The 22,448-nt window shown below is 72.5% G+C and carries 18 protein-coding genes; 9 read left to right on the forward strand and 9 right to left on the reverse strand.

Features of this window, described 5'->3' with window-relative positions; genetic code table 11:
* The coding region (locus tag ACG2DA_RS10520; RefSeq protein WP_395255569.1) for a YheT family hydrolase at positions 1 to 1,238 on the reverse strand (1,238 nt) is incomplete at its 3' end.
* A 629-nt stretch (positions 1,239 to 1,867) separates the two neighbouring features.
* Between ACG2DA_RS10520 and ACG2DA_RS10525 the strand changes: the two genes are divergently transcribed.
* Entirely contained in the window at positions 1,868 to 3,088 is a 1,221-nt protein-coding gene (locus ACG2DA_RS10525) for a type II secretion system protein (protein ID WP_395255570.1), read from the forward strand.
* Between the two features lie 156 nt (positions 3,089 to 3,244).
* On the opposite strand, the gene ACG2DA_RS10530 is transcribed toward ACG2DA_RS10525, so the two are convergent.
* Complete coding sequence (locus ACG2DA_RS10530) at positions 3,245 to 3,871, reverse strand: MarR family winged helix-turn-helix transcriptional regulator (protein WP_395255571.1); 627 nt, start codon at positions 3,869 to 3,871, stop codon at positions 3,245 to 3,247.
* 172 nt (positions 3,872 to 4,043) lie between these two features.
* On the opposite strand from ACG2DA_RS10530, the gene ACG2DA_RS10535 reads away from it, so the two are divergent.
* The 4 genes from ACG2DA_RS10535 to ACG2DA_RS10550 all read left to right on the forward strand — a co-directional run bounded on the left by ACG2DA_RS10535 (position 4,044) and on the right by ACG2DA_RS10550 (position 10,440).
* The gene (locus ACG2DA_RS10535; RefSeq protein WP_395255572.1) at positions 4,044 to 6,032 is read left to right on the forward strand and encodes a von Willebrand factor type A domain-containing protein; all 1,989 of its coding nucleotides are present in this window, start codon (positions 4,044 to 4,046) and stop codon (positions 6,030 to 6,032) included.
* A 191-nt stretch (positions 6,033 to 6,223) separates the two neighbouring features.
* Positions 6,224 to 8,515, forward strand: coding sequence for a trypsin-like peptidase domain-containing protein (locus ACG2DA_RS10540; protein ID WP_395255574.1), 2,292 nt, complete (start codon positions 6,224 to 6,226; stop codon positions 8,513 to 8,515).
* A 59-nt stretch (positions 8,516 to 8,574) separates the two neighbouring features.
* Entirely contained in the window at positions 8,575 to 9,774 is a 1,200-nt protein-coding gene (locus ACG2DA_RS10545) for an FG-GAP repeat domain-containing protein (protein ID WP_395255575.1), read from the forward strand.
* Between the two features lie 9 nt (positions 9,775 to 9,783).
* Positions 9,784 to 10,440 (forward strand): Uma2 family endonuclease, encoded by a 657-nt coding sequence (locus tag ACG2DA_RS10550; protein ID WP_395255576.1) that lies wholly within the window; start codon positions 9,784 to 9,786, stop codon positions 10,438 to 10,440.
* Between the two features lie 80 nt (positions 10,441 to 10,520).
* On the opposite strand, the gene ACG2DA_RS10555 is transcribed toward ACG2DA_RS10550, so the two are convergent.
* The gene (locus ACG2DA_RS10555) at positions 10,521 to 11,348 is read right to left on the reverse strand and encodes a manganese catalase family protein (RefSeq protein ID WP_395255577.1); all 828 of its coding nucleotides are present in this window, start codon (positions 11,346 to 11,348) and stop codon (positions 10,521 to 10,523) included.
* A 269-nt stretch (positions 11,349 to 11,617) separates the two neighbouring features.
* Here ACG2DA_RS10555 and ACG2DA_RS10560 point away from each other — a divergent pair, with 269 nt between their 5' ends.
* Both ACG2DA_RS10560 and ACG2DA_RS10565 read left to right on the forward strand, forming a co-directional pair.
* Positions 11,618 to 13,924 carry a hypothetical protein gene (locus ACG2DA_RS10560; protein WP_395255578.1) on the forward strand — a complete coding sequence of 769 codons (2,307 nt, stop codon included), beginning with the start codon at positions 11,618 to 11,620 and terminating at the stop codon, positions 13,922 to 13,924.
* Positions 13,925 to 13,933: 9 nt separating this feature from the next.
* Positions 13,934 to 14,662 (forward strand): Uma2 family endonuclease, encoded by a 729-nt coding sequence (locus tag ACG2DA_RS10565; RefSeq protein ID WP_395255579.1) that lies wholly within the window; start codon positions 13,934 to 13,936, stop codon positions 14,660 to 14,662.
* 132 nt (positions 14,663 to 14,794) lie between these two features.
* Here ACG2DA_RS10565 and ACG2DA_RS10570 read toward each other — a convergent pair whose 3' ends face one another.
* From ACG2DA_RS10570 to ACG2DA_RS10590, 5 genes are all read right to left on the reverse strand, one after another.
* The gene (locus ACG2DA_RS10570; protein ID WP_395255580.1) at positions 14,795 to 15,322 is read right to left on the reverse strand and encodes a rhodanese-like domain-containing protein; all 528 of its coding nucleotides are present in this window, start codon (positions 15,320 to 15,322) and stop codon (positions 14,795 to 14,797) included.
* A 42-nt stretch (positions 15,323 to 15,364) separates the two neighbouring features.
* Positions 15,365 to 15,709 carry an ArsR/SmtB family transcription factor gene (locus tag ACG2DA_RS10575; protein WP_395255581.1) on the reverse strand — a complete coding sequence of 115 codons (345 nt, stop codon included), beginning with the start codon at positions 15,707 to 15,709 and terminating at the stop codon, positions 15,365 to 15,367.
* Between the two features lie 185 nt (positions 15,710 to 15,894).
* Positions 15,895 to 16,422 carry a hypothetical protein gene (locus ACG2DA_RS10580; protein ID WP_395255582.1) on the reverse strand — a complete coding sequence of 176 codons (528 nt, stop codon included), beginning with the start codon at positions 16,420 to 16,422 and terminating at the stop codon, positions 15,895 to 15,897.
* Between the two features lie 126 nt (positions 16,423 to 16,548).
* Positions 16,549 to 17,007, reverse strand: a complete 459-nt coding sequence (locus ACG2DA_RS10585; RefSeq protein WP_395255594.1) for a hypothetical protein — start codon at positions 17,005 to 17,007, stop codon at positions 16,549 to 16,551.
* A gap of 194 nt (positions 17,008 to 17,201) precedes the next feature.
* Positions 17,202 to 17,429, reverse strand: a complete 228-nt coding sequence (locus ACG2DA_RS10590; protein ID WP_395255583.1) for a hypothetical protein — start codon at positions 17,427 to 17,429, stop codon at positions 17,202 to 17,204.
* A 275-nt stretch (positions 17,430 to 17,704) separates the two neighbouring features.
* On the opposite strand from ACG2DA_RS10590, the gene ACG2DA_RS10595 reads away from it, so the two are divergent.
* Positions 17,705 to 19,027, forward strand: coding sequence for an HD-GYP domain-containing protein (locus ACG2DA_RS10595; protein ID WP_395255584.1), 1,323 nt, complete (start codon positions 17,705 to 17,707; stop codon positions 19,025 to 19,027).
* Between the two features lie 329 nt (positions 19,028 to 19,356).
* Positions 19,357 to 19,671: a carbon storage regulator gene (locus ACG2DA_RS10600; RefSeq protein ID WP_395255585.1), complete on the forward strand. Its 315-nt coding sequence runs from the start codon at positions 19,357 to 19,359 to the stop codon at positions 19,669 to 19,671.
* Between the two features lie 652 nt (positions 19,672 to 20,323).
* Here the strand turns inward: ACG2DA_RS10600 and ACG2DA_RS10605 are convergent.
* Positions 20,324 to 22,444 carry a protein kinase gene (locus ACG2DA_RS10605; protein WP_395255586.1) on the reverse strand — a complete coding sequence of 707 codons (2,121 nt, stop codon included), beginning with the start codon at positions 22,442 to 22,444 and terminating at the stop codon, positions 20,324 to 20,326.
* Positions 22,445 to 22,448: the final 4 nt, after the last annotated feature.

Raw genomic sequence — 22,448 nt, forward strand, 5'->3', positions numbered from 1 at the left:
GGCGGCGCCGCCGCCGGGGCGGTCAGCCAGTCGACGACGCGCCAGTCCATCCAGCGGCGGTCGGCGTCCGGGTGGTCGCCGCGGGGCTCCCGGGCGATGTAGCCAAGGTGGCCGCCGCCCTCGCACACGTGAATGTGCACGCCGGCGCCGGGCGTGAGCCCGCGGACCACGTCCGCCGGCACCAGCGGGTCGTCCTCGGCGGTGAGGATGAGGGTCGGGGCGTCGATCCGCCGGACCAGCGGGGCGGCGCTCTCCCGGGCGTAGTAGTGGTCCACCGATTCGTACCGCCAGCCGGGCACGGTCACGGCGGCGTCGAAGTCGCGGATGCGGCGGGGCCGGGCCTTCTCCAGGGCGCGCACCTGCTGGCCGCAGACCCGGGTGGCGGTGGTCACATGCCGGGTGAGGTGCTTGGCGAAGTAGCGGTCGTAGAACCGCTGCACCGGGCCGGTGAGGGAGTCGCAGCAGGCGGCGAGGTCCGCGGCGGGGTTCACGGCGACGCCCCGCAGCGGCACGTCCGGCAGCGCCCAGGGGTGCTGGGCGTGCGGCGGCGTTCCCGGGGGAACCTCCGGCGGCCCGGTGCCCGGTTCCCCGGCGCCCGGCGACCCGACGTCCGGTTCCGCGGCGTTCCTGTCGGGAGGGCCGGACCCGGCGCGTTCGGCCTCGGCGTGTTCGCCGAGGGTCTTCAACACCATGTTCCCGCCCATCGAGAACCCCGCCAGTCCCAGCGGGGAACCGGGGCAGAGCCCGCCGGGCCCGCACAGGAACCACGCCGACGCCCGCACGTCCCCGGACAGCCCCGCGTGATACGGCTGGCGGGAGAGGTCCGCCCCGGCCCCGCAGGTGCGATGGTCCATGCGGACCGCCCGCACGCCGCGGTCGGCGAGTTTGGCGGCGATCCGCACCATGTACGGGCTGTCCGCCGACCCGCCCAACCCGTGCACCAGCAGGACGACCGGGTCGCCGAGGGACCAGTCCGCCGGCGTCAGGTCGTGCAGGGCGAGGGCGTCGCCGTCGCCCAGATCGACCCGGTGGCGGCGGAAGCGGGCGCCGGGCAGCGGGGCGAGGAACGGCGCCGTCCCGGTCCAGTAGACGGCGGCGAGGGTTTGCGCGTGCCCGCCGCGCAACAGCCGGTGCGGCTGAAACGGCGGCGGATCGAAGGCGGGGGCGCCGGCGGCGTCAAACGCGGCCGGCCTCAGGGCGGCGGGGCGGATCGGCGGCCGGCGGGCGAGGACAGGCAACGCGGACGAGACGCGGCGGGTACGGGCGGACGGGACCGGGCGGTCGGCGCCGGAACGAACGGCGTTCCCATTGTGACCCACCACGGCCGCATCGGGCAACGCGGCGGACCCTCCCGACGGACCCATGACAGTCCGGGCCCGTTCCTGACGGACGCGAGAGCGGGGGCGACTTTCCCGCCGCCCCGGCCCCGCCCGGAAACCGCCCCGGACGCGGGTTCCGCCGGGTGTTCGGGTTCATCGGATCTTCGCGGCGAACCGGAAACGCCGTTCACGCGGCGGGGGACACTGCCTCCGTCGAACGCGGGCGGGACTCCCGGCCGCGTCCCGGCCGCCGGGCGCCCGTCCCCGCGACTCGCCCGGCCGACCGCCGGGGGTTCACCGAAGGTTCACACCGCGCCCGGTCGTTCCCTCACGACGCGCCAGGAAACTCCCCGCACCTCCGAGCGAGGCCGGACCGTCCCGGATCGCACTCGGGGGGCCGTGATCCCGCCGGAAGCGACGGTCTCCCCCGCGGGGCCGGCGGGGCGCCGCGCGAGTCGCCGCGGCGTCCGCCCGGCCGGCCGAACGCGTTTCGACCCGTTGACGTCTTCCACCCTCACCCCCCCTCTTCTCTGAAGCCCCTCCCCGTCATGCAACGCCGTCTCTCCGCCGCCGCTTCTTCGAAGAAGGGGTTCACCCTGATCGAACTGCTGGTGGTGATCGCGATCATCGCGATCCTCGTGTCGCTGATCATCCCGGCCGTGAACAACGCCCGGGCCGCGGCGAACAGCCTGAAAGATAAGTCCAACCTGAAAAACATCGGCATCGGTCTGCACGCCTTCGCCACCAACGACCCGCTGGAGCGGTTCTGCACCGGCGCCTACGACTGGCGGCGGGACGGCTGCCCGGACACCTACGGCTGGGTCGCCGACCTGGTCAACAGCGGCGCCGCCAGCGGCCAGGATCTGACCAGCCCGATCAGCGATCTGAAGGGGTCGGAGAAGCTGAACGACCTGCTGGGCGCCGACACCACCGACGGCAAGGACGGGGCCCCGGCGTCCCGCCTGGCCGAAGGCGTGTGCGCCGAGTTCACCTCCGGGACGGAGGGCACCGCCGCCCGGGCGGCCGCGGTCTCCCAGATGATGGAAGACGGCTACACCACCAACTACGCCGCCAGCTGGTGGCTCGTCCGCAGCGGCCCGAAGCTGCAGCCCGGCGTCGCCACGCAGACGATCAGCGCCACCGGCAGCCTGAAGGGCCTGTCCGGCACGCTGGGCCCGCTGACCCGGCCCCGGCTGGAGAACAGCAACATCCCCTCCAGCATCGTGCCCTTCATGGGCGTCGGCGCCTCCGGCGACACCGACGAGGCGATTCTGACCGCGGACATCCCCGGCAAACTGGGCGCCGGCGAGCAGCTCGCCGAAGCCTTCAACGACGGCCCGGCCCACTCCGAGGACGGCAGCAGCGTCACCCTGATGGACAACGGCGCCGGCATCACCGTCGCCCAGGTCTTCGCCGGCGTCAAAGAACTCGGCGGCCTGCCCAACGGCGACTCCATCCCCGCCGTCAACGACGCCGACCTCTCCGCCGGCGCCCTGTACCTGCAGGACACCCGCGACTGGTTCGCCTGGGGCGGCACCGGCAAGAAGAAGCACGTCAACCTGCTCAACGGCGACGGCTCCGTCGTCCAGGTTCAGGACCAGAACGGCGACGGCTTCCTGAACCCCGGCTTCAAGATGGCCTCCACCGCCACCATCGCCAACGACGGCTACATCGGCGCCAACGTCGAACTCCCGCCGAGCATCTCCTGGAACGGCCCGCTCCTCCAGAAGGACGAGGCGATCTTCGGCAAAGGCATCACCGAAGACTGAGCCCCGCCCGGCGGGCCCGACCCGACCGAGGCGTCTGACATGACGAACGCGGCGGCCGGAGCTTCTCCGGCCGCCGTTGTTTCACGCGCCCCCTGCGCCGTCGGGCGCCTCAGGCCGTTGGGCGCTCCACCGGGGCCGAGCCTTCAGTCGGCGCCGTCAGTCGGCCCCTTCGGGCGGCTGGCGGGCCTCCTCCAGCAGGCCGGACAACTGGGCCAGCTTGTCCGGCCCCAGGTGGGCCATTTGCTTCTGGTGCAGTTCGAGCACCGGCCCGGCCAGCTCCGTCAGCGCCGCCCGGGCCTTCTCCGTGGGGAACACCCGCACGCTGCGGCGGTCCTCGGAGCAGCGGCGGCGCTCGGCCAGGCCCAGCCGTTCCAGACGGTCCACCAAACGGGTCACGTCCGGGGCGTGAGCCACGAGGCGGTCGCCGATCTCCTTGATCGCCAGCCCGTGAAACTCGGTTCGATCGCACCGGCTGGCGACCGTCTCCGCCCCGACGAGAATCCGCAGAGAGTTATACAGCGGCTGCGACAGGCCGCGGGATTTGAACAGCTCGTCGAACTGCCGGGCCAGCACGTCCGCGGTGCGGATGACGTTCAGGTACGCCTCCTCCTCGGCGTGCTGGAACGGACGTCGTTTGCCGAGGTCCGCCGCCAACCCGGTCGGTCCCGCGGGCTCGCCCGGACCATGGGCCTCGCCCGGACCGCGGGACTGGTCCGCAACGCGGGCGTCCGGCCGGGGGGCGTCCGGCGGGGGCGCAGGCGGCGGCGGGGCGGAGTCGGTCACTCAGTTATGATGACGGAGCGTCCCGGACCGACAACGCTCTGACGGCAATCAGAGCGCCGGGGGAAATCCGGAGGACCGATCAGCCACCCTGGGGGAAACGAATCGGCGGGAACTCCGGCGGCGGTCGCGGCGTCCGGGGGGCGTTCCCCGCGTCCCCCACCCCCGTGCCGCCGTGTTCCGCCCCCGCTCGCCCCGCGTTTCCCGCCCGGCCGCGTTCCCCCGACGCCGGCTCGCCGGGCTGCCGCCGTTGGCCCTGCTGGCCGCCCTCGCCCTCGCCCCGACGCTGAGCGGCTGCGGCGAGGAGGAGGCCCGCGACGCCGCCGTCCTCTCCGCCCCCGCGGACGAGGCCGCCTCCGCCGCGGCCTCCGGCCGTCCGATCGGGCGCGTCTCCGGGGAGACGGCCGAGGAATACGCCGACGCCGCCGTGGACGCGTTCGACGCCGAGGCCGACATGGCCCCGGTCGGCGGGGAGGCGTTGCAACAAATCGACGCCCCCTTGGCGCTCAATGAGAACGCGCCGGCGGCGGAGCCGACGTCCGGGCCGGCGCCGGCCGCCGGCGCCCTGGCCGGGGTCGCCGCGATGAAGGCGGAAACGCGCGCCTTGAGGGCGAGGGGCGCGACGGAGCAGGCCCGCCCGGCCGAACGGCTCGAGGAGTCGTTGGTCGAACGGCAAACCGACCGGCTCGAGCGGGAGCGGCTTTCGGACTTCAGCCGCGAACAATACGCCCCCATTCCGGAGAACCGTTTCCTCTCCGCCCGGGACACGCCGCTGTCCACCTTCGCGGTGGACGTGGACACCGCCAGCTACGCCAACGTCCGCCGGTTCCTGAAGAACGGCCAACTGCCCCCGCCGGGGGCCGTGCGGATCGAGGAGCTGGTCAATTATTTCCGCTACGACTACGAACCGCCCCCGGCCGAGGGCGACGGGGACGGGGAACCCCGGCCGTTCGCCGTGCACGCGGAGGTCGCCGCCTGCCCCTGGGCGCCGGATCATCGGCTCGTCCGCATTGGATTGAAGGGGCGGGAGATGGAGGCCGACGCCCGCCCGCTGTGCAACCTCGTGTTCCTGCTGGACGTGTCCGGCTCGATGAATTCGGACGATAAATTGGGCCTCGTCAAACAGGCGATGACGCTGCTCACGCAGCAACTGGGCGAGAACGATACGGTCTCGATCGTCGTCTACGCCGGCGCCAGCGGGCTGGCCCTGCCGCCGACCGGCGGCGACGACCCGCAGGCCATCCTCGACGCCCTGGACAACCTCGCCGCCGGCGGGAGCACCAACGGCGGGGAGGGCATCGAACTGGCCTACCGCGTCGCCCGGGAGAACTTCATTCAGGGCGGCGTGAACCGCGTGATCCTGTGCACCGACGGCGACTTCAACGTCGGCGTGACGGACGACAGCTCCCTGGTGGCGATGGTCGAGGAAAAGGCCAAGGCCGGCGTCTCGCTGACGGTCCTGGGCTTCGGGACCGGGAATTATCAGGACGCGAAAATGGAGCAGCTCGCCGATAAGGGCGACGGCAACTACGGCTATATCGACGACCTCCGCGAGGCGCGGAAGATGCTCGTCGAACAGCTGACCGGCACGCTGGTGACGATCGCCAAGGACGTCAAGATCCAGGCGGACTTCAACCCGGCGGCGGTGACGTCGTACCGGCTGATCGGCTACGAAAACCGCAAGATGGCCGCCGAGGACTTCCGCGACGACGCCAAGGACGCCGGCGAGATCGGCGCCGGGCACGCCGTCACGGCCCTTTATGAAGTCGTCCCCGCCGGCTCCGGCGAGGCGGCCCCGGAGACGCCGCAGTCCAAATATCAAACCCCCGGTGAGCCGACCGAGGCCGCGGTGAACAGCGGGGAGCTGCTGACGGTCAATCTACGTTATAAAGCCCCGGACGCGACCAAGGAGGACCCGGCGACGGAGTTCAGCGTGCCGGTGCCGGACTCGATGGGCGCGTTCGAAGACGCCAGCGAGGACTACCGCTTCGCCGCCGCCGTGGCCGCCTTCGGCATGCTGCTGCGAGGCAGCGAGCACAGCGGGACCGCCAAGTTCGGCGACGCCGCCGCCTGGGCCGAGGCGGCCCGCGGCGAGGACCCGCACGGCTACCGCGAGGAGTTCGTCGGCCTCGCCGAACAAGCCGCCCGGCTGAGCGACCGCTGAGCGGCGAAGCTTTAAGCCGATCGCCGCGTCCCGGACGCTTCAAGCGTCCGGGACGCTCCGTTTGCACTCGCCCCGCCGCTCCCCAACCCGCCTCTCGCCCGCTTCGCACAGCGCCGGTAGGATCCGAATCGGCTTCCGCGACGATTGAACGTTGCGGAGCCTCCCGCCCCCTTGGACGCAGGCGTATTGGTATGAGCGTGAAGTTCCGGTGCCCGGCCTGCGAGGCGTCGATCGTCGCCCGGGAGGACAAACTCGGGCGGCGGGCCCGCTGCCCGAAGTGCGGCGAACCGATCATCGTGGGCGGCGGGGAGGCTCCCTCCGCCCTCCGGGACGCCTCGTCGATCGTCGTCGCCCCGGACGAGCCGCCCGCGGACGAATCGCCCGCGGACGATGTTTTCTCCGGGGAGGTCCCGGAGTTGGTGCCTGGCCTGCCGACCGGGCCGATCGCGGTGCGGCCGGTCGCCCGGAGCCGCCGGTCGTCGCGGTCGCGGGGCGGCAAGCCGCTGGTGGGGACGGCCTGGAAGCTGGCCGGGGCCGGCGCCGTATTGACGTTGATCGCCGCGGGCGTCGGGGCCGCGTTCTATTTCGGCGGGGGGGACGAGCCGGAACCGAACCCCGTGCTGGCCCGTCTGAACGACGCCGGCGGCATGAGCGACCGCCTGCCCGCCGACGACGCCGAGGAGGACTTCGCCGACGACTTCGCCCTCGCCGACGCGTCCTTCGGCGGCGGCGGGGCCGAGGCGGACCTGTCCGTTCCCGACCTGATCGAACGCGTCTCCCCCGGGGTGGTGCGGCTCACGCTGTACGACGACGCCGGGCAGGAGGTCGGCCTGGGCAGCGGCTTCGTGGTGATCGACCCGACCGCCGACGCACCCGACGCCGGGCTGGTGGCGACGAACTTCCACGTGATCTCCGAGGGCGCCCGGGCCGTCGCCCGCTTCCGCGACGGCGAGGAGCGGGACGTGACGGGCGTCCGCGTCTGGGACGCCCAGCGCGATCTGGCCGTGCTGGAACTGGACTCGCTGCCGGCCGCCGCCGTCCCGCTGCCGCTGGCCGAGATGCTGCCGACCGTCGGGGCCCAGACGGTCGCGGTCGGGCACCCGGGGGGCTTCCAGTTCACCACGACGACCGGCATCGTCAGCGCCCTGCAACGCACCGACCAACTGCCGGACGGCGCCCGCCGGTTCCTCAGCGCCCCGGCGGACCAGATGTGGGTGCAGACGAACGCGACGATCTCCGGCGGGAACAGCGGCGGCCCGCTGCTGAACCTGCGGGGCGAGGTGATCGGCGTGAACACCTGGGTCGTCGGCGACCGCGGGCTGGGCTTCGCCGCGGCCGCCTGGGATCTGGGGCAACTCCTCCGCCGGGCGGACGCCGAGCCGACCGAACTGGCCGACCTGCCGAAGAACGCCGGCGGGACGGACGGCGGGCCGCTGGAGCAGTTCATGGCGAGCCTCTCCGGCGAGGTGGAGGCGGCGCTGACCGCTCACCAGCGGCGGATGGAGGAGTTCGTCGTCTCGCTGTCCGCGGTGGAGTCCCCCGCCGACCTGATGGCCCTGCGGGACCAGCACCCCGCCCGCGAAACCGCCGCCGACCTGCTGAAGCTCGCCGAGGAGAGCGACGACCCGGCGGAGGCCCGCTCCGCCCTGTTGGCGGCGTTGATGATGAGCCAGTCGATTCTGGAGGAGGACGAGGAGGGCCGCGTGATCGCCGCCGCCGGCGAGGCCCTGCTGCGGGACCACGCCGAGGACCCGGAGCTGCGGGTGGCCCCGCTGATCCTCGGGGCCTCCGGCCGTCCGGAGGCGCACGACCTGCTCCGCGAACTTCGCACGGCGAGTCCTTTCCGGGACATCCAGGGGATGAGCGTGTTCGCCCTCGCCTCGTCGCTGGGCCGGTCCGAGGACTCGACCGCGCAGGCGTTCGACGAGGCCGCCGCCCTGCTGGACGAGGCGATCCGGGAGTACGGCGACATCACCTTCAACGGCACGCCATTGGACGCCGCCGCCGCCCCGATGAAATACGTCGTGGAGAACCTCGTCCCCGGCCGCCGCCCGCCGGCGATCTCCGGGGAGGACTCCGAGGGCGAATCGATGGCGCTGGAGGACTTCCGCGGGCAGGTCGTGCTGCTGGACTTCTTCGCCGACTGGTGCCCCTACTGCACGGCGATGTACCCGCAGGAGCGGGTGCTCGCCAAGAAATATGAAGACCGCCCCTTCGTGATCCTCGGCGTGAACGGCGACGACGCCGAGACCCTCAAGCAGATCCGCGAGGACGGCAGCGTGACCTGGCGGACCTGGGCCGACGGCCCCGACGGCCCGATCTCGGAGCGGTACCGCGTCACCGGCCTGCCGACGCTGTTCCTCCTCGACGCCGACGGCCGTATCGCCGAAAAATACGAGGGTGCCCCGGACCACGAGGAACTCGCCGCCCGGATTGAAGAACTGGTGAAGGAAGCCGAGGCGAACGGCGACGGGGCCGACTGACGCCGCGGGCCGCGGGACCAGCGGAAGCCGCGATGCCTGGGCGCCGGTACGCTGAGAAAATGCTCGCCGTCGCCCCGCTGTTCGCCGCCGTTCTCGCCGCCCTGCCCGCCGGCGCGGCGCCTTGGCCGCGGCACGTGATCGACGCCGCCTCCCGCGGGGCGGACGGGGTGCGGGTGGCGGACGTGGACGGCGACGGCCGGCGCGACGTCGTCACCGGTTGGGAGGAGGGCGGAACCGTGCGGGTCGCCTTCGGGCCGCCGGATGAACGGGTCCGTGACCCGTGGTCCAGCGTGACTGTCGGCCGCGTCGGCTCGCCGGAGGACGCCGTCGCGGTCGATCTGGACGGCGATGGGCGATTGGAAGTTCTCTCCTGCTCCGAGGGCCGCACGCGGCGGCTCTCCGTGCATTCCTGCTCCGGCGACCCGCGGATTGAAGCAAGTTGGACGACGACCCCGCTGGGCGATTCGACCGGCCGGCAGCAATACATGTTCGCTCTCCCGTGGCCGAAGGAGCACGGGGGCGGGGCGATCGTCGCCGGGAAGGGGCAGGGCGCCGCGGTGGAGTGGTGGCGGCCGGGCGCCGACCCCGCCGACTGGGCCGCCTGGCGGGCGACGGAACTGCGGCCGGTCGGCTGGGCGATGTCGCTGCGGGCCGAGGATCTGGACGGCGACGGCGACCCGGACCTGCTGCTCTCCGACCGCCGCGGCCCCCGCCGCGGGGCCGTCTGGCTGGAGTTCGATCCGGCTTCGGCCCGGTGGGAGGAGCACGCGATCGGCGGGGAACGGGCCGAACCGATGTTCCTGACGGCCGGCGATCTGGACGGCGACGGCGACCGCGACGTGGCCGTCGCCGCCAAAGACGCGGGATTGATTCTCTTCGAGCGCCGCGACGAGACCGGCGACCGCTGGCGCTCCCGCACGCTGCCCCTCCCGACCGGTTCCGGGGCGACCGGGGCCGGCAGCGGGAAGGGCGTCGCCGCGGCCCGCACGGCGGCGGGGACGGAGCTGTTCGTCTCCTGCGAACACGCCGGCGGGACGTGTTCGATCGTGCGCTTCCGCTTCGAACCGGGGGCGGCCGTCTGGACCGCGGCCCCGAGGCTCGACTGCCCGGGCGGCGTCGTCGGCACGAAGTTCGATCGGCTGGAACTGCTCGATCTGGACGCCGACGGCGACCTTGATCTGCTGACCTGCGAGGAGCGGGAGAACCTTGGCGTGCTCTGGTACGAACGGCCGGGCCCCGCGGACGAGGCCGGACGCTAAACTGACGCTATGAACGCTGCGATCGCCCCGGCCGCCGCCCCGCCCGATTCCACGTACGACGCCGACGGCGAGGACCTCGCGCCGATTCCCGCTCGGCCGCTGACGGAGGCGGAATACCTCCGCATCGAACGCGCCGCCGGCGGACGGCGGTGCGAATACGATGGAACCCACCGCCTGCCCATGTCCGGAGCCTCCCGCCGTCACGCCCTGATCGCGAAGGCGATTGAGCGGGCTCTCGACGATCTGATCGCCGCCTCCGGCCGTCCGCTGGAGGCGCACCGCACGGACCTGCGGATGCGGACTCCCTCCGGCCGCTATCGTTACCCGGACGTCTTCGTGTGCCCCGACCCGCCGGCGATGCTGGACGACGAGCAGGACACGGTGACGAACCCGCTGATCGTCGTGGAGGTCCTCTCCCCGTCCACCGCCCATATCGACCGGGGGGCCAAACTGGCGGAGTATCGCGGCGTGCCGTCGCTGACCGACTATTTATTGGTCTCCCAGGACGAGCCGGCGGTGGATCATTACGTCCGCGTCGGCGGCGGGGCGGATCATCCCGACGAGCCGGACGCCTGGCGGCTGATCGGCTACGAGGGGCCGGCCGCCGCCGTCCCGCTCGCCGGGCTGGGCGACCTGACGCTCGGTCCGCTGTACCCCGGCGGATAATTTCTCTCGACCGGGTACGAAAAGGCCCCGGACGCCGGGGGGCGTCCGGGGCGGGGCCTCTCGCGGGGGCGGGCGGCGAATTATTTGCCGACCTGCGTTTCCTGCACGCCCTGCCAGGGCTGGGCGGGGGGCAGGCCGAGCTCCTGGCCCATCGGTTCGAGCCATTCGCTTTTGAACGTGCCCTTGCCGTCGACGCTCTCGCCCTGCGTCCAGGCGCCCTGCGTGGGCTCGCCCTTGTCGCGCTTGGTGCCGTAGAACGTGTAGTTCACGCTCTGATTTTCCTCGGCCTGCGGGAAGGTGTTGGGGATCGGGTGGGCCTGCTTGCCGCCGACTTCTTCCCAGACCGCCAGCCACTGGTTCTGGTGCATGGTGTCCCGGGCGATCATATATTTGAGCATGTCCTTCATGCCCGGGTCGTCCGTGTAATTGTGCAGCTTGACGGCCAGCATGCGGCCGGTCGATTCGGCGGTGACGTTCGCCAGCATGTCCGCGGCGATGTTGCCGGTGGCGTACACGTGACTGGCGTCGAAGGGCACGCCCTGGCTGTCCATCGGCATGGCGGCCAGCGTGGTGGAGAGGATGTGCCGGGGGTTCATCCCGCCGAGCACGGCGGCGACGGCGGGATCTTTCGCGGCTTCCTCGACCGTTTCCCGCGGGGCGCCCTCCAGGTTCAACGCGACCGCGGTGGCGAGCATCTCGATATGCCCCAGTTCCTCGCAGGCGGTCTCCAGCAGCATTGTGCGGTACTTCGCCGGGCCGCGGGCGCCCCAGGCCTGAAACAGATATTGCAGGGCGACCCGCATCTCGCCCTCGACCCCGCCGATCGCCTGTTGCAGGAGCTTGGCGAACATCGGGTTCGGCGTCTCGACCTTCACCGGGTACTGCAGTTTGCTGTCGTGGTAGAACATCGTCTCGGATCGACGGGGAGAAACAGGGGGGGACGTGAGCCGGCAGCGAGGGGGCGCGGGCCGGTTCGGAGTGACGTTAGGAAGCCCTGCCCGCCGGTCGGCGGGGGGTGATCGGCGTCGACGCCTGGGGCGTGGCACGGCGGGGCGATCCCCACGGGAAACGCCCCGCGGGGCGACTCCGGCGACGCCGTGGGGATCCCGCCCCCACGGCGCCCGAGACGACCCGCGGGACGGTGCGTCGGCGAACGCCGACGGATACGCTCGCGGGCATGCTCGCCCTCAGATCCCTGTTCCTCGCCGTCCCCGCCGCGTTGGCGTTCGCCGGGCCGGCGGAGGCTCCCGCCGCGGACGCCGTTGTCCCGGAGACGCCGCTGACGGCGGAGAACTCCTGGGCGTTCGAGGCCCCGGAGGACCCGTTCTCCGACGCGGCGCTGCTGGATCTGCGGTCGCTTAACGAAGATCAAAGCGGGCAGAGCGGGTTCGTGCGGCTCTCGGCGGACGGGATGTCGTTCACGCTGGGGAACGGCGAGCCGGTGCGGTTCTGGGCCGTCGGCACCGACGCCCACCGCTGGGAGCCCGCGGAGATGGACCGCCACGCCCGCTGGCTGGCCAAGCGGGGGGTGAACCTCTGCCGGCTGCACGTGACCGTCGCCGCCCACGACGAGGGCGACGCGATCACCGACGTGAACGACGAACTGATCGCCGGCTGTCACCGCTTCATTAAAAGCTGCAAGGACGCCGGGATTTACGTCCTGATCTCCCCGTATTACGCCCACTTCGCCGCGCCGCGGTCTTGGGGTCTGCCCGGCGGGACGCCGCGGATGGAGGGACTCGTCTACGTCCACCCGAAGGTGCAGGCGGCGTATAAGGTCTGGACGAAGGAGTTCTACGCCCGCGTCAACCCGCACACCGGGCTGCCGATCGCCGAGGACCCGACGGTCGCGATGCTGCAGATCCTCAACGAGGACAGCCTGCTGTTCTGGACCGCCCAACGGCTGCCGGACCCCTACCGGGAGATTCTCGCCGACGCCTATTCCGAATGGCTGACCGAGAGATACGGCTCCGTCGCCGCCGCCTGGGCGGCGTGGGGCGACGGGTATAAAGGCCGAGACGATCTGGACGACCTCGAAAACGGCCGCCTCGGCCCGCTGCGGCCGTACGACCTCACTCTCGAAGCGGACGGGGCCCTGCGGAATCGCCTCAAGGACACCGCGGAGTTCCTCGCCAAGTATCAACGGGACTTCTACGCCGAGATGGGTCGCTATCTGCGGGAGGACCTCGGCTGCCGGCAGGTATTGAACGCCACGAACTGGCGGACGGCGGACGACGCCAAATTGAAGGGATTGGAACGCTACAGCTACGCCGCCCTCGACTGGGACGCGGAGAACGAATACGTCGGCAGCGACTACCAGCACCGCGGCGAGAACGACGGCTACCGCATCGATCCCGGGCATTATCTGGTGAACGAGTCGGTCCTCGGCAAACCGCTCGAAATGTGCACGAACTTCCGGCAGCGCCAAGGCGCCCCCTTCATCGTCACCGAAACCGCCTGGAAGAACCCGAACCGCTATCAGAGCGAAGGACCGTTCCTCGTGGCGGCGTATCAAAGCCTGACGGGGATCGACGGAGTCGTCTGGTTCGCCATGCAGACCCCCGGCTTCGAGATCGCCCCCAACAAGCCGTTCTGGCGGATCGGCGATCAGATGTCGGTGCATAAATGGAGCCACGGCTACCCGGCCCAGACGCTCGGGTTCCCGGCCGCGGCGCTGCTGTATCGGCGGGGCGATTTAAAGGAAGCCGATCCGGTGATCGTGGAGCGGCGGCCGGAGGGGGAGGTCTTCGACCGCCAGATCCCCCGGATCACGGACAACGAGACCTACGGCGACGCCCGCGATCAGCCGGAACTGCAATCCGGCTGGCGGCCGGAGGACCGCGACGGCGGCGCCGAACTGCCGCGGGCGGCGTTCCTCGTCGGCCCGGTGGTGGAGGAGGTCGTCCCGGCCGACGCCCCCGGCGAGGATTTCGTTTCGCCGTACCTCGACCAACGCATCGACCGGGAAGCCGGCCGCATTCACGCCGCCACCGGCGAACTGATGTGGGACTATAAACGGCAGGTCTGCGTGATGGAGGCCCCCCGTGCCCAGGGCGTGACCGGCTTCCTCAAAGACGCCGGCGGCACGTTCGTGCTGGAGGACGTCACGATCGAAAGCGAAAACGACTACGCCACGGTGCAGGTCGTGAGTCTCGACGAGAAACCGCTGAACCGAAGCGACTCCGTGCTGGTGCAGGTCGTGACCGTAAACCGGCTGACCGGATATCGCACCGAGCCGGCGACCTTCACGATGGGCAGCGGGGAGAACGCCTATGAGGTGAAGGGCGAACAGATCGCTCGCATCGGCAAGGCCCCGGTGCGGCTGGCGAACGCGCGGGTGACGGTGACGGTCGGCAACCCGAAGCTGACGGAGGCGGTGATCCTCGACGTGAACGGCTATCCGGTCGGCACGCGGCCGGTCGTCGAGGGGCGGTTTGAGCTGCCGGCGGACGCGGTCTACGCCGTGCTGCGGCCGGGCCGGTAGACTGGGGGCATGTCCGCCGTCGCCGAAGCCCCGCCCGTCGCCGCCCCCGCCGCCGGGGACGCTCCCGCCGCGGAGGACCGGCCCGCCGTCCGCCCCGCCGCGGCCCGTCGGCCGGCGGTGCCGGGGCTGACGCTGGCGGATCTGGTCGCCAAGTTCGGCCCGATCCCGGCGTCCCGGATCGTCAGCGACCCGGCCCCCGGGACCGCCACGCCGGCCGATCACGAACGGCTCAACGCCGCCGGCCGCGGGATCTTCGAACTGATCGACGGCACCCTCATCGAGAAACCCGTGAGCGACCTGTCCAGCTGGTTCGACGGCGAGATCTTCCGGCTCCTCGCGAACCACGTGACGGAGCGCAAGCTGGGCTGGGTGCATCCCGGCACGGCCTTCTTCAACCTGCCGGACGGGTTGCGGGCGCCGGACGCCTCCTTCACGCCGCGGGATCGCCGCGAAAGTGGGTTGCAGGCCCGTGGGTACTCGAACGTGCCGCCGGCCTTAGTGGCGGAGGTCGTCTCCCCCGGCAACACGCGGCGGGAGATGGAATTGAAGCGATCCGTGTACTTCGCCGCGGGGGTGGAGACGGTCTGGGAGGTCGACCCGCTGGCCCGCACGGTCACCGTCTGGACCGGCCCGGACGCCGACACCGTGTTGCGGGAGGGCGACATGCTGACCGGAGCTCCCACGCTGCCGGAGTTTTCGCTGCCGCTGCGCGACCTGTTCGCCGAGGCCGCGGGGTGAGGATGTTGGAACCGCTGATCGTCGTACTGGCGGTCGGGGCGCCGAGGTCGTGGCCGCCGGTCCATTCGGACTTGGTCCGCACGTCCAGCACGGCGGCTTCCGTCCGGCGGTTCGGGAAACGGCGGCTCGGGCTCAGCGGTTCCAGGGCATTTTCGCCAGGAGCAGGCCCATGCCGCAGGTGTCCGTGAGGCCGGCGAAGGTCAGGCCGGCGCCGATGAACGCCGGCAGGCCGGCCCAGTAGGGGTGCACGAACAGGGCCAGCAGGGAGCCGACCAGCGCCAGCGAGCCGGCGGCGATGCGGACCTGCCGCTCCAGCGAAATCGTCTTCTGCCCCCGCTCCACCGGCAGGCCGGCGGCTTCCCAGGCGGGGGCGCCGCCGTCGACGCTGACCGCCTCCAGCCCCGCGGCCCGCAGTTTCTCCACCGCCTTGGCGCTGCGGGCGCCGCTCTGGCAGATGGTCAGGATCGGCCCGTCCGTTTGCAGCGACGCCGGGTCGAGTCGGTCCAGCGGGACGTTGCGGGCGCCGGCAGCGTGCACCTCGCGGAACTCCGGCCCGGTGCGGACGTCGATCAGCGTGCCGCCGCTCTTCAGCCGCTCGGCGGCGTCACGCGGGGAGATTGGCCCGGCGGCGGGGGCCTGAACGGCGGGGGCGGCGATCATCGGGGGGCTCCGGCGGCAGGGGACGAGAGGTACGGACGGCGGTTAGATGCCCTCCCCGTCGCCCAGCAGGGCGGCGTGGCGGGCGGCCTGATGACGGACGACGCCCTCGCAGACGAGGCCGCACAGATCGTAGACCGACGCGTCCTCGACCCGGTGCACCGCCTTCGTTCCCACCCGGTCCACACGGACGAGGCCGGCCCGCCGCAGCGCCGCGAGGTGCTTGGAGGCCGACGGCTGGGAGATCCCGGCGGCGGCGGCCAACTCCGACACCCCCAGCTCCGCCCCCCGCAACGCGAGCAGCAACCGGAGCCGGGTCGGGTCGGACAGGGCCGCGAACCGCTCGGCCACGCGGTCGAGCAGTTCGGGCGTCGCCTCGGACAGATTCATTGTATTCCTCTAATCGCATATCGGCAATATGCGTTCCCCGTCACGAAGAAACGCCGCCGGACCGGTCAGGCTGGACGGGGGCGCTGCCGTCCACCAGCGACGCCCCCGGTCCGCCGGGACGAATCCCAAGGCGGGCCGGGGGCGCGGCGGACGGTCCGGCGGGGGGAACGACCGGCGGGTTCGCCCTACGGCTTCAGCATCGGGGCCGCGTCCGGGGCGACCTTCTGGTGGCAGTCGTTGCAGTTGGCGACCAACGCCTTCCACGCGGCCTGCGTGCGGGACCAGTCCTTGGCGTCGGCGGCGTGGGCCAGATCCAGCGCCGCCTGCTGGGCGGAGCGGGTCAGTTCCGGCCAGGCGGCCTTATGCTCGTCGCCGATCTCGCGGATCGCCGCCAGGTTGATGATCTCCGCCCCCGCCAGCGCGTCGTGTTCGATGCCGGACCAGGCGCGGGCGTCCCCCGGCTCCTCGGCGACCTTCTTCTTCAGCGACTTATACAGCGGCTCGTTGAACAGCTCCATTAATTCGTGCATGTCCACCACCGGGGCGGGCAGCGTCTGCGGGGCGGTCTTGGGAACCTCGTCCCGGATCGGGGCGGGCTCCGGAGCCGGGGCCGGTTCGGGGGTGCGGGCCGCGAGGGCGGCGGCCGCGGCGGCGCACAGGGCGCCGGCGGTCGCGGCCGGGCGAAGCCAACGGCGGCGGGACGGGCGTGGCATCCGAGGTCTCCTGGTCCGTGGACGGGGGGTGAGGGGGGCGACGCGCCCGTCGCGGGACGCGACCCCGTCAGCTTGAGGACCCCGAGGCGGGAGCGGTTGGGGGCGAACCCGGGCGCCGCGGCGCTCCTATCCCTGAGCGGCCGCCGCGAAGGCCCGGCGGGCGGCGGGGGAGCTGGGGGCCTGCGGCAGGCCGCGGAAGTCGCCGCGGAGGGCCTTCAGGGCGTAGCGTTCCCGGTCGATCTCCGCGACGGTCCGCACGCCCAGCCGCCGCAGGATCTCCAACGGCGGGCACCAGCCCTGCACTGCGTGTTGCAGCAGGAAGACGGTCACGGCGCCCGGCAGGAACAGCCATTTCTTATCGACCGTCGCCCCCAGCACGACGCCGGCGAGGGCCAGCGTGGCGGCGTTCGCTTCGAGGACCCGCTCCACGTCCCACTCGGCGTCCAGTTCCTCCAGTCGCCGGTCAATCGCCGCCGGGCCGGCCAGCGCCAGCCGGGCGACCCGGTCCCCCGCCTCCCGAGCGATGCGGGCGTTGACGTGCTCCGCGGTGTGCTGCGGCACGCGGGTGTTGCTGTCGGGGACGATCATCGGGGCCTCGGGGAATGTGGGGAGGAAATAAGGCTCTGGGGACCGCACCGCGGAGGAGGCGCGGACCCATACCGACAACGGTGAAACCTTTGATGCGTCGCTCCAAGGGGGATCGTCCCGCCCCGCGCATCGGTGAGAGTCGTGGTTACTGAAGGCGCCGCGGAGCCGGCTGGGACGGGCGGCGTGAGCACTCACGCTGCCCGTTGCGCGTCGTCGGCGGCCCGCAGGCCGGTCATCTTGGCGAGGGAGTAGCTCTTGTAGGAGCCGTCCGGGTGGCGGATCAGCAGGAAGGCCCCGCCGGGCCCTTCGCCCAGCGTCTCCAGCCGGCCGCGGCGGGGGACGCCGTGGTAGTCGAAGCAGAGGTCGCCGGTCGGCACCAGCGGGGTCAGTTGGCAGAGGGCGTTGCGGCTCAGACGCATCGGTTCGGCTCCGGAGGGTGTGTGTCCGATTGTACACTAATCCGGGTGCGGTTGTAGGGGTGAAAGAGGAGGCGAGATCGGGGCGATTCGGGGATCGTTCGGGCCGCCGGCGGTCCGGCCGGGCGCCGCGGCGGCGTGACCTAGGGTCGTCCGTTCCCCGATCGTTCCCGTGCGTTCCCCTGGCCCACCTCGTTCCCCTACCGCTGGACCGGCTGGCCTGCGACGGCCCGCTGCCGACCCCGATCTACGCCGACGGCGGCGGGGGCGGACGGGCCGTGCTGCTGTTGGCGCAGGGGGCGGAACTGAGCCCGGCCCTGCTGGACCGCCTGCGGGACCGAGGCGTCTGCGAACTGATCGTCGACGCCGACTTCCTTGCCGAGATCACCGCGCCGGACCCGGAACCCGGCGCCCGCGACGACGGGCCGAGCCGTGAACCGGTGCCGGTCGCCGCCGGCCGTCGGCTGCCGGCGGACGCCCTGATCCGTGAACTCACCCGACCGCCGGGTCCCGCCACGCCGGAGCGCGAACGGGCCGCCCACGCCCGCCGGACCGCCCTCGCCGCTCGCCTCGGCGAGTTGTTCCAGGGCGTCGGACCGTTCGCGGGGCGGGCCGCCCCCGCCCGGGGCGTGCGGTCGCACGGCCGGCGGATCGACGTGCACGGGCTGCGGGAACTCTCCGTGCAGTCGGTCGCCGACCTGTGCGCCGACTTCGACCTGTTCACCACCGTCGGTCTGGCCCCCCCCGCCGCGGGAGCCGCCGGGCGGGCGGGCGGAGGACGCCATGAGAAGGAGAGCGACGAGGACGACGAACCGCGGATCGACCCGGCGCTGCTCGCTCAGGTGCGGGAGCACGGGGTGCGGACGGCTCACCTCGCCCTGGCGATCGGGACGGTCGCGGGGCTGCGGCGCTGGGAACTGGAGCAACTCGCCATGGGCTGCCTGGTCCACGACGCGGGCATGTTGCGGGTCGACCCGGCGTACTGGAACGTGCCGCACCGGCTGGACCGGGTCGCGTTCGCCGCCGTCGCCGAACACCCCCGGTACACGCTGGACCTGCTCAGCGGCGCCGCCGAGGTGCCCGCCGCCGCCCGGGCCGTGGCGGCCCAGATCCACGAGCGGGCCGACGGCAGCGGCTATCCCTTTCGGCTGCGGGAGGGCCGCGTGCACCGGTTGGCCCGGCTGGCGGCGGTCGCCGACGCCTACTGCGGGATGACGGCCGATCGCCCCCACCGGCCGGCGCTGTCGGCCCACGACGCCGTCCGCGTGCTCGCCGCGGACGCCGTGCGGGGGCGGTTCGATCCGGCGGCGGTGCGGGCGTTTCTGGAGACGGTCGGCGTGTTCCCCCCCGGCACGGAGGTGGCGCTGTCGGACGGCCGCTGCGGCCGGGTGCTGGAGGCCGACCGCGAACGCCCCGCCGGCCCCCGGGTGGAGCTGTGGGACCCGTTCGAGAATCGCTTCACCGGGGAGGTGATCGACCTCGCCGCCCGCCGCACCGGGGCCGCCGGCCGGACCGGGGTGGCGAGCGTGCTCGGCTGGGGCGACCGACCGAGGATCGTCGCCGCCGGGGAGCCGCTGCTGCACTGCCCCCGCAGGACCTGATCGCCCGCAAACCCCGCTCCGGGTCGCCGCCGCGCGGGCCAAGCGGGGGGGGGGGGAATCCCCCAGGCGCCATCAAACTTCCACGATTCGAGTCCGCTGGACAGCGTCGCCGGCGGTCGTCAGAATACGGCAGTCGACGGGGCGACAAGAGGTTACGTCAAATCGTCCGCTTAGATCGGCGGATGCAAGGGGGTCGGGGAACTCCCGGGTGTAGGGGTTGCAGTTCTCCCGATGGTGTGCTTGCGAAGGGTCTGCGATAACCCCTCAAGTCGGGAAGCAGACGCAGCCCGGCCCTCACCCACGAAACACCCCCGGAACGGAGTCCGATCATGTTGGTTTTGACCAGGAAGGTTGGCGAGTCGATCGTTATCGGCGACGGCATCACCGTCCGCGTCTTGGAAGTCGGCGGCCGCGTCCGCCTCGGGATCGACGCCCCGCGGGACGTCTCCATCACCCGCCCGGACGCCTCCACCAAACCCGCCGCCGCGGAGGCGGAGGAAGAACGCCCGTCCCGTAGCGGATTGGCGGAACGGATGCGGACCCGCAGCCGTCGGCAGGAGGTCGCCGCGGATCTCCACCTTGCCCCGACCGGCAAAAGCAGCCGCACCCGCACCGGCGTCTCCGCGAACGCGCTGCTCGAGTAGTCCCCGTCCCGGACGCGAACCGCCGACGCCGAATCTGCGTCGCGCCGCCGCTTCCGGAACGGACGTGATTCGAGAGGCGGTCGGCGAACGGACAGCGGGGGAACCGCGGCCGACCAACAACGAAGGAACACGGGTTACCAAGGGGGCGTCAGCACGCTCGGGCCTGCGAACCGGGCGCCCGCCGTCGTGCCTAACGACAGCGGGCCGGGGACGGTCCGAGCGTCGTCACGAGGACGATCGGCCGCGCCGAGCGTCCCGCATAACGAGCGCTCTCGCAAACCGCCGCCGTCACGACGTTTGACGGTCGAGGGGACGATTCGATCTCCCGCGGTCCGGGCCGCGATTCTGTCGGGACGCCCCGAAGAGCGCCGTTCTGCTGATCGTCGCGAGGCGGATCGGTCCGGAGGGCACGGGTGCTTGCGGCAATCGACGCAACGTAAGTCGCAGCCGTCTCTTAGGACATGCGATGCAATGGCGAGCCGCGGCCGGGCGAGGCTGTCCCCGTGGAACCGCTTCGGCTTGCGCCTCGGGCTGCCGATCGGTGAGGCAATTAGCTCGCTCGCTTCGGCCGTGCGTCTCGGCCGCGACGGCTGAGGGGGGCGCATCGGACTGGTTTCCGCCGCGACGGCAACCGGAAGCGCGTCTCGTCCGGTCAGTCCGTGTGGGCGCCGGTGTCGAGGGCCACGCGGGTGCCCAGCAGGCGGTCGTGCAGGGTGCGGGATCTCCGCTCCTCGTCCCTGACCGGCAGCAGGCCGGCGGCGTTGTCCAGCATCCAGACGGTCAGCACGAACAGGGCCAGCGTCTGTTCGATCCAGAGCTGCCCGGTGAGTTCCTCCACCAGCACGCTGACCGCCAGCCCCCAGACGGGGAAGGTCTGCATCAGGCCGCGGATCAGCAGCGTGCGCTTCGACGGCGGCAGGCCGTAGCGGTCGACGATCCGCATTTGGAACAGCGTTTTGCCCGGGGTGCGGCCGGTGCGGGCCTGCCACCAAGCGAACAGCAGCGACGGCAGGCAGACGACCCCCTTCGACAACAACCCCAGCGGCAGCGCCATCAGCAGCCAGCCGGGCAGGGAGACGATCTGGTTGAGGGCGTGGATCGTCGGCCGGGCGACCGCGGTGGAGAGCCCCACGCTGACCAGCAGCACCAACCCGAGGTCCGTCAGCGCCCCCAGGGCCCGGATCAGCGGCCCGGCCATGGTGTTCGACTGCGGGGCGAGCCGGCGGATCTCCCGGGCCGCGTCGGCGGCGCTCTGCGGCCGGTCGGCCGGGGCCTTCTCCAGCAGGCGGGCCAGCACGTCCCGCCAGCCGGGCGGCAGGTTCGCCGGCCAAGGGTCGGGGAACTCCGGGGCGTTCGTCAGGTGGGCGCCCAGCCGGTGCGAAAGCCCCTGCTTGCGGGTCGTGTAGGGGAGCCGGCCGAAGGTCATCTCGAACAGCGTGACGCCGAGGGCGTACAGGTCGCTCTGCACCGTCGGCGCGCCGCCGCGGACCACCTCCGGGGCGAGGTAGTTCGGCGTGCCCTCCAGCCCGCCGGTGCGTTCGCGGCTGGAGCGGCGGGCGAGGCCGAAGTCGCTCAGCTTGACCGTCCCCAGCCGGTCCGGCCCGTCGTGGCGGGAGTGGGCCAGCAGCACGTTGGAGGGCTTCACGTCGCCGTGGACGATGTCGTACTTCGCCGCGCAATCCAGCGCCTCGGCGATCTCGGCGCCCAGCCGCGTCACGGCTCCGTAGGGTAGGGCGCCCTGTTTTTTCAGCACGTCCGCCAGCGTGGAGCCCTCCACCAACTCCATCGCCAGGAACGGCGTGGCGGGGTCGGGGCTAACGAAGTAGACGTGGGCGACGTTGGGGTGGTTCACCCGGGCCTGAGCGCGGGCCTCCTGCAAGAGGCGGTCGAGCGCGACCGACCCGCTGCCGGTCGACAGCGGGACCGCCTCGCCCCCCCCGGCGGGCCCGCCCGACGGCGGGGAACCGGAGGGGAGAGCATCGGATCGGGGGGAATCGGACCGGGGGCCGCCGGGGTTCAGGGCCGGGCTGCTGCCGGCCCGGTCGGGGCGGATCACCTTCACCGCGACGTAGCGTTCCAGCGAGAGGTCCAGCGCCCGGTAGACCGCGCCCATCCCGCCGCGGCCCAGCGGAGCCTCGATGCGGAAGTGCCCCAGCCGGGTGCCGGGGCGGAGTTCGCCGGGATTGATCGCCGCCCCGCGGTCGGCGGGCGGGGCGGAGAGCGGCAGGGTCTCCGCGAGGTCGGCGTCCTCGAACGGCGCCCCGGGCCGGTTCGAGCCGGGCTGATTTGCGCTGGGCCGGTGCGAGCCGGGGGCGGCTTCCCGGGCGGGGGCGATCTCCGGGTCCGGCAGCAGGCCGTCGAAGGCGCCGGCGTCCGGGCGGCATGGGTGGGTCAGCCCGGCGAACAGGGCGTCGACGTCCGGCAGCGGGGTCGTCACGCCCTGTTCGTCCCGGGCGCCCGGTGCGCCCCCGCGGCCTCGGGCGTGCCCGCCCGGCGCCGCGGCGGGGACGCCCGGGGTCTGGGGGAGGGGCAGGCAGAGGGTGTCGGCGCCGGCGTCCTCCAGCACCGAAGCGGCGTAGTGGCGCCCGCACGCCGGGCAGTCGCCGCCGCCGGGGTCCGCCCCGACCGCCGGCCGCACCCACGCCCGGGCCCCGCACACGCACAGGTACGACACGGCCGGGGCGCCGCCCGGGCTGGCCGTCGCGGGCGCCGGGGCGTCCGTCGGTTCGGTCGGCGGGGACGACCTGCGGGGGGACGGGGCGGCCGCGGTCACGGGG

Source organism: Alienimonas sp. DA493, assembly GCF_043951915.1.
Lineage (GTDB): Bacteria > Planctomycetota > Planctomycetia > Planctomycetales > Planctomycetaceae > Alienimonas.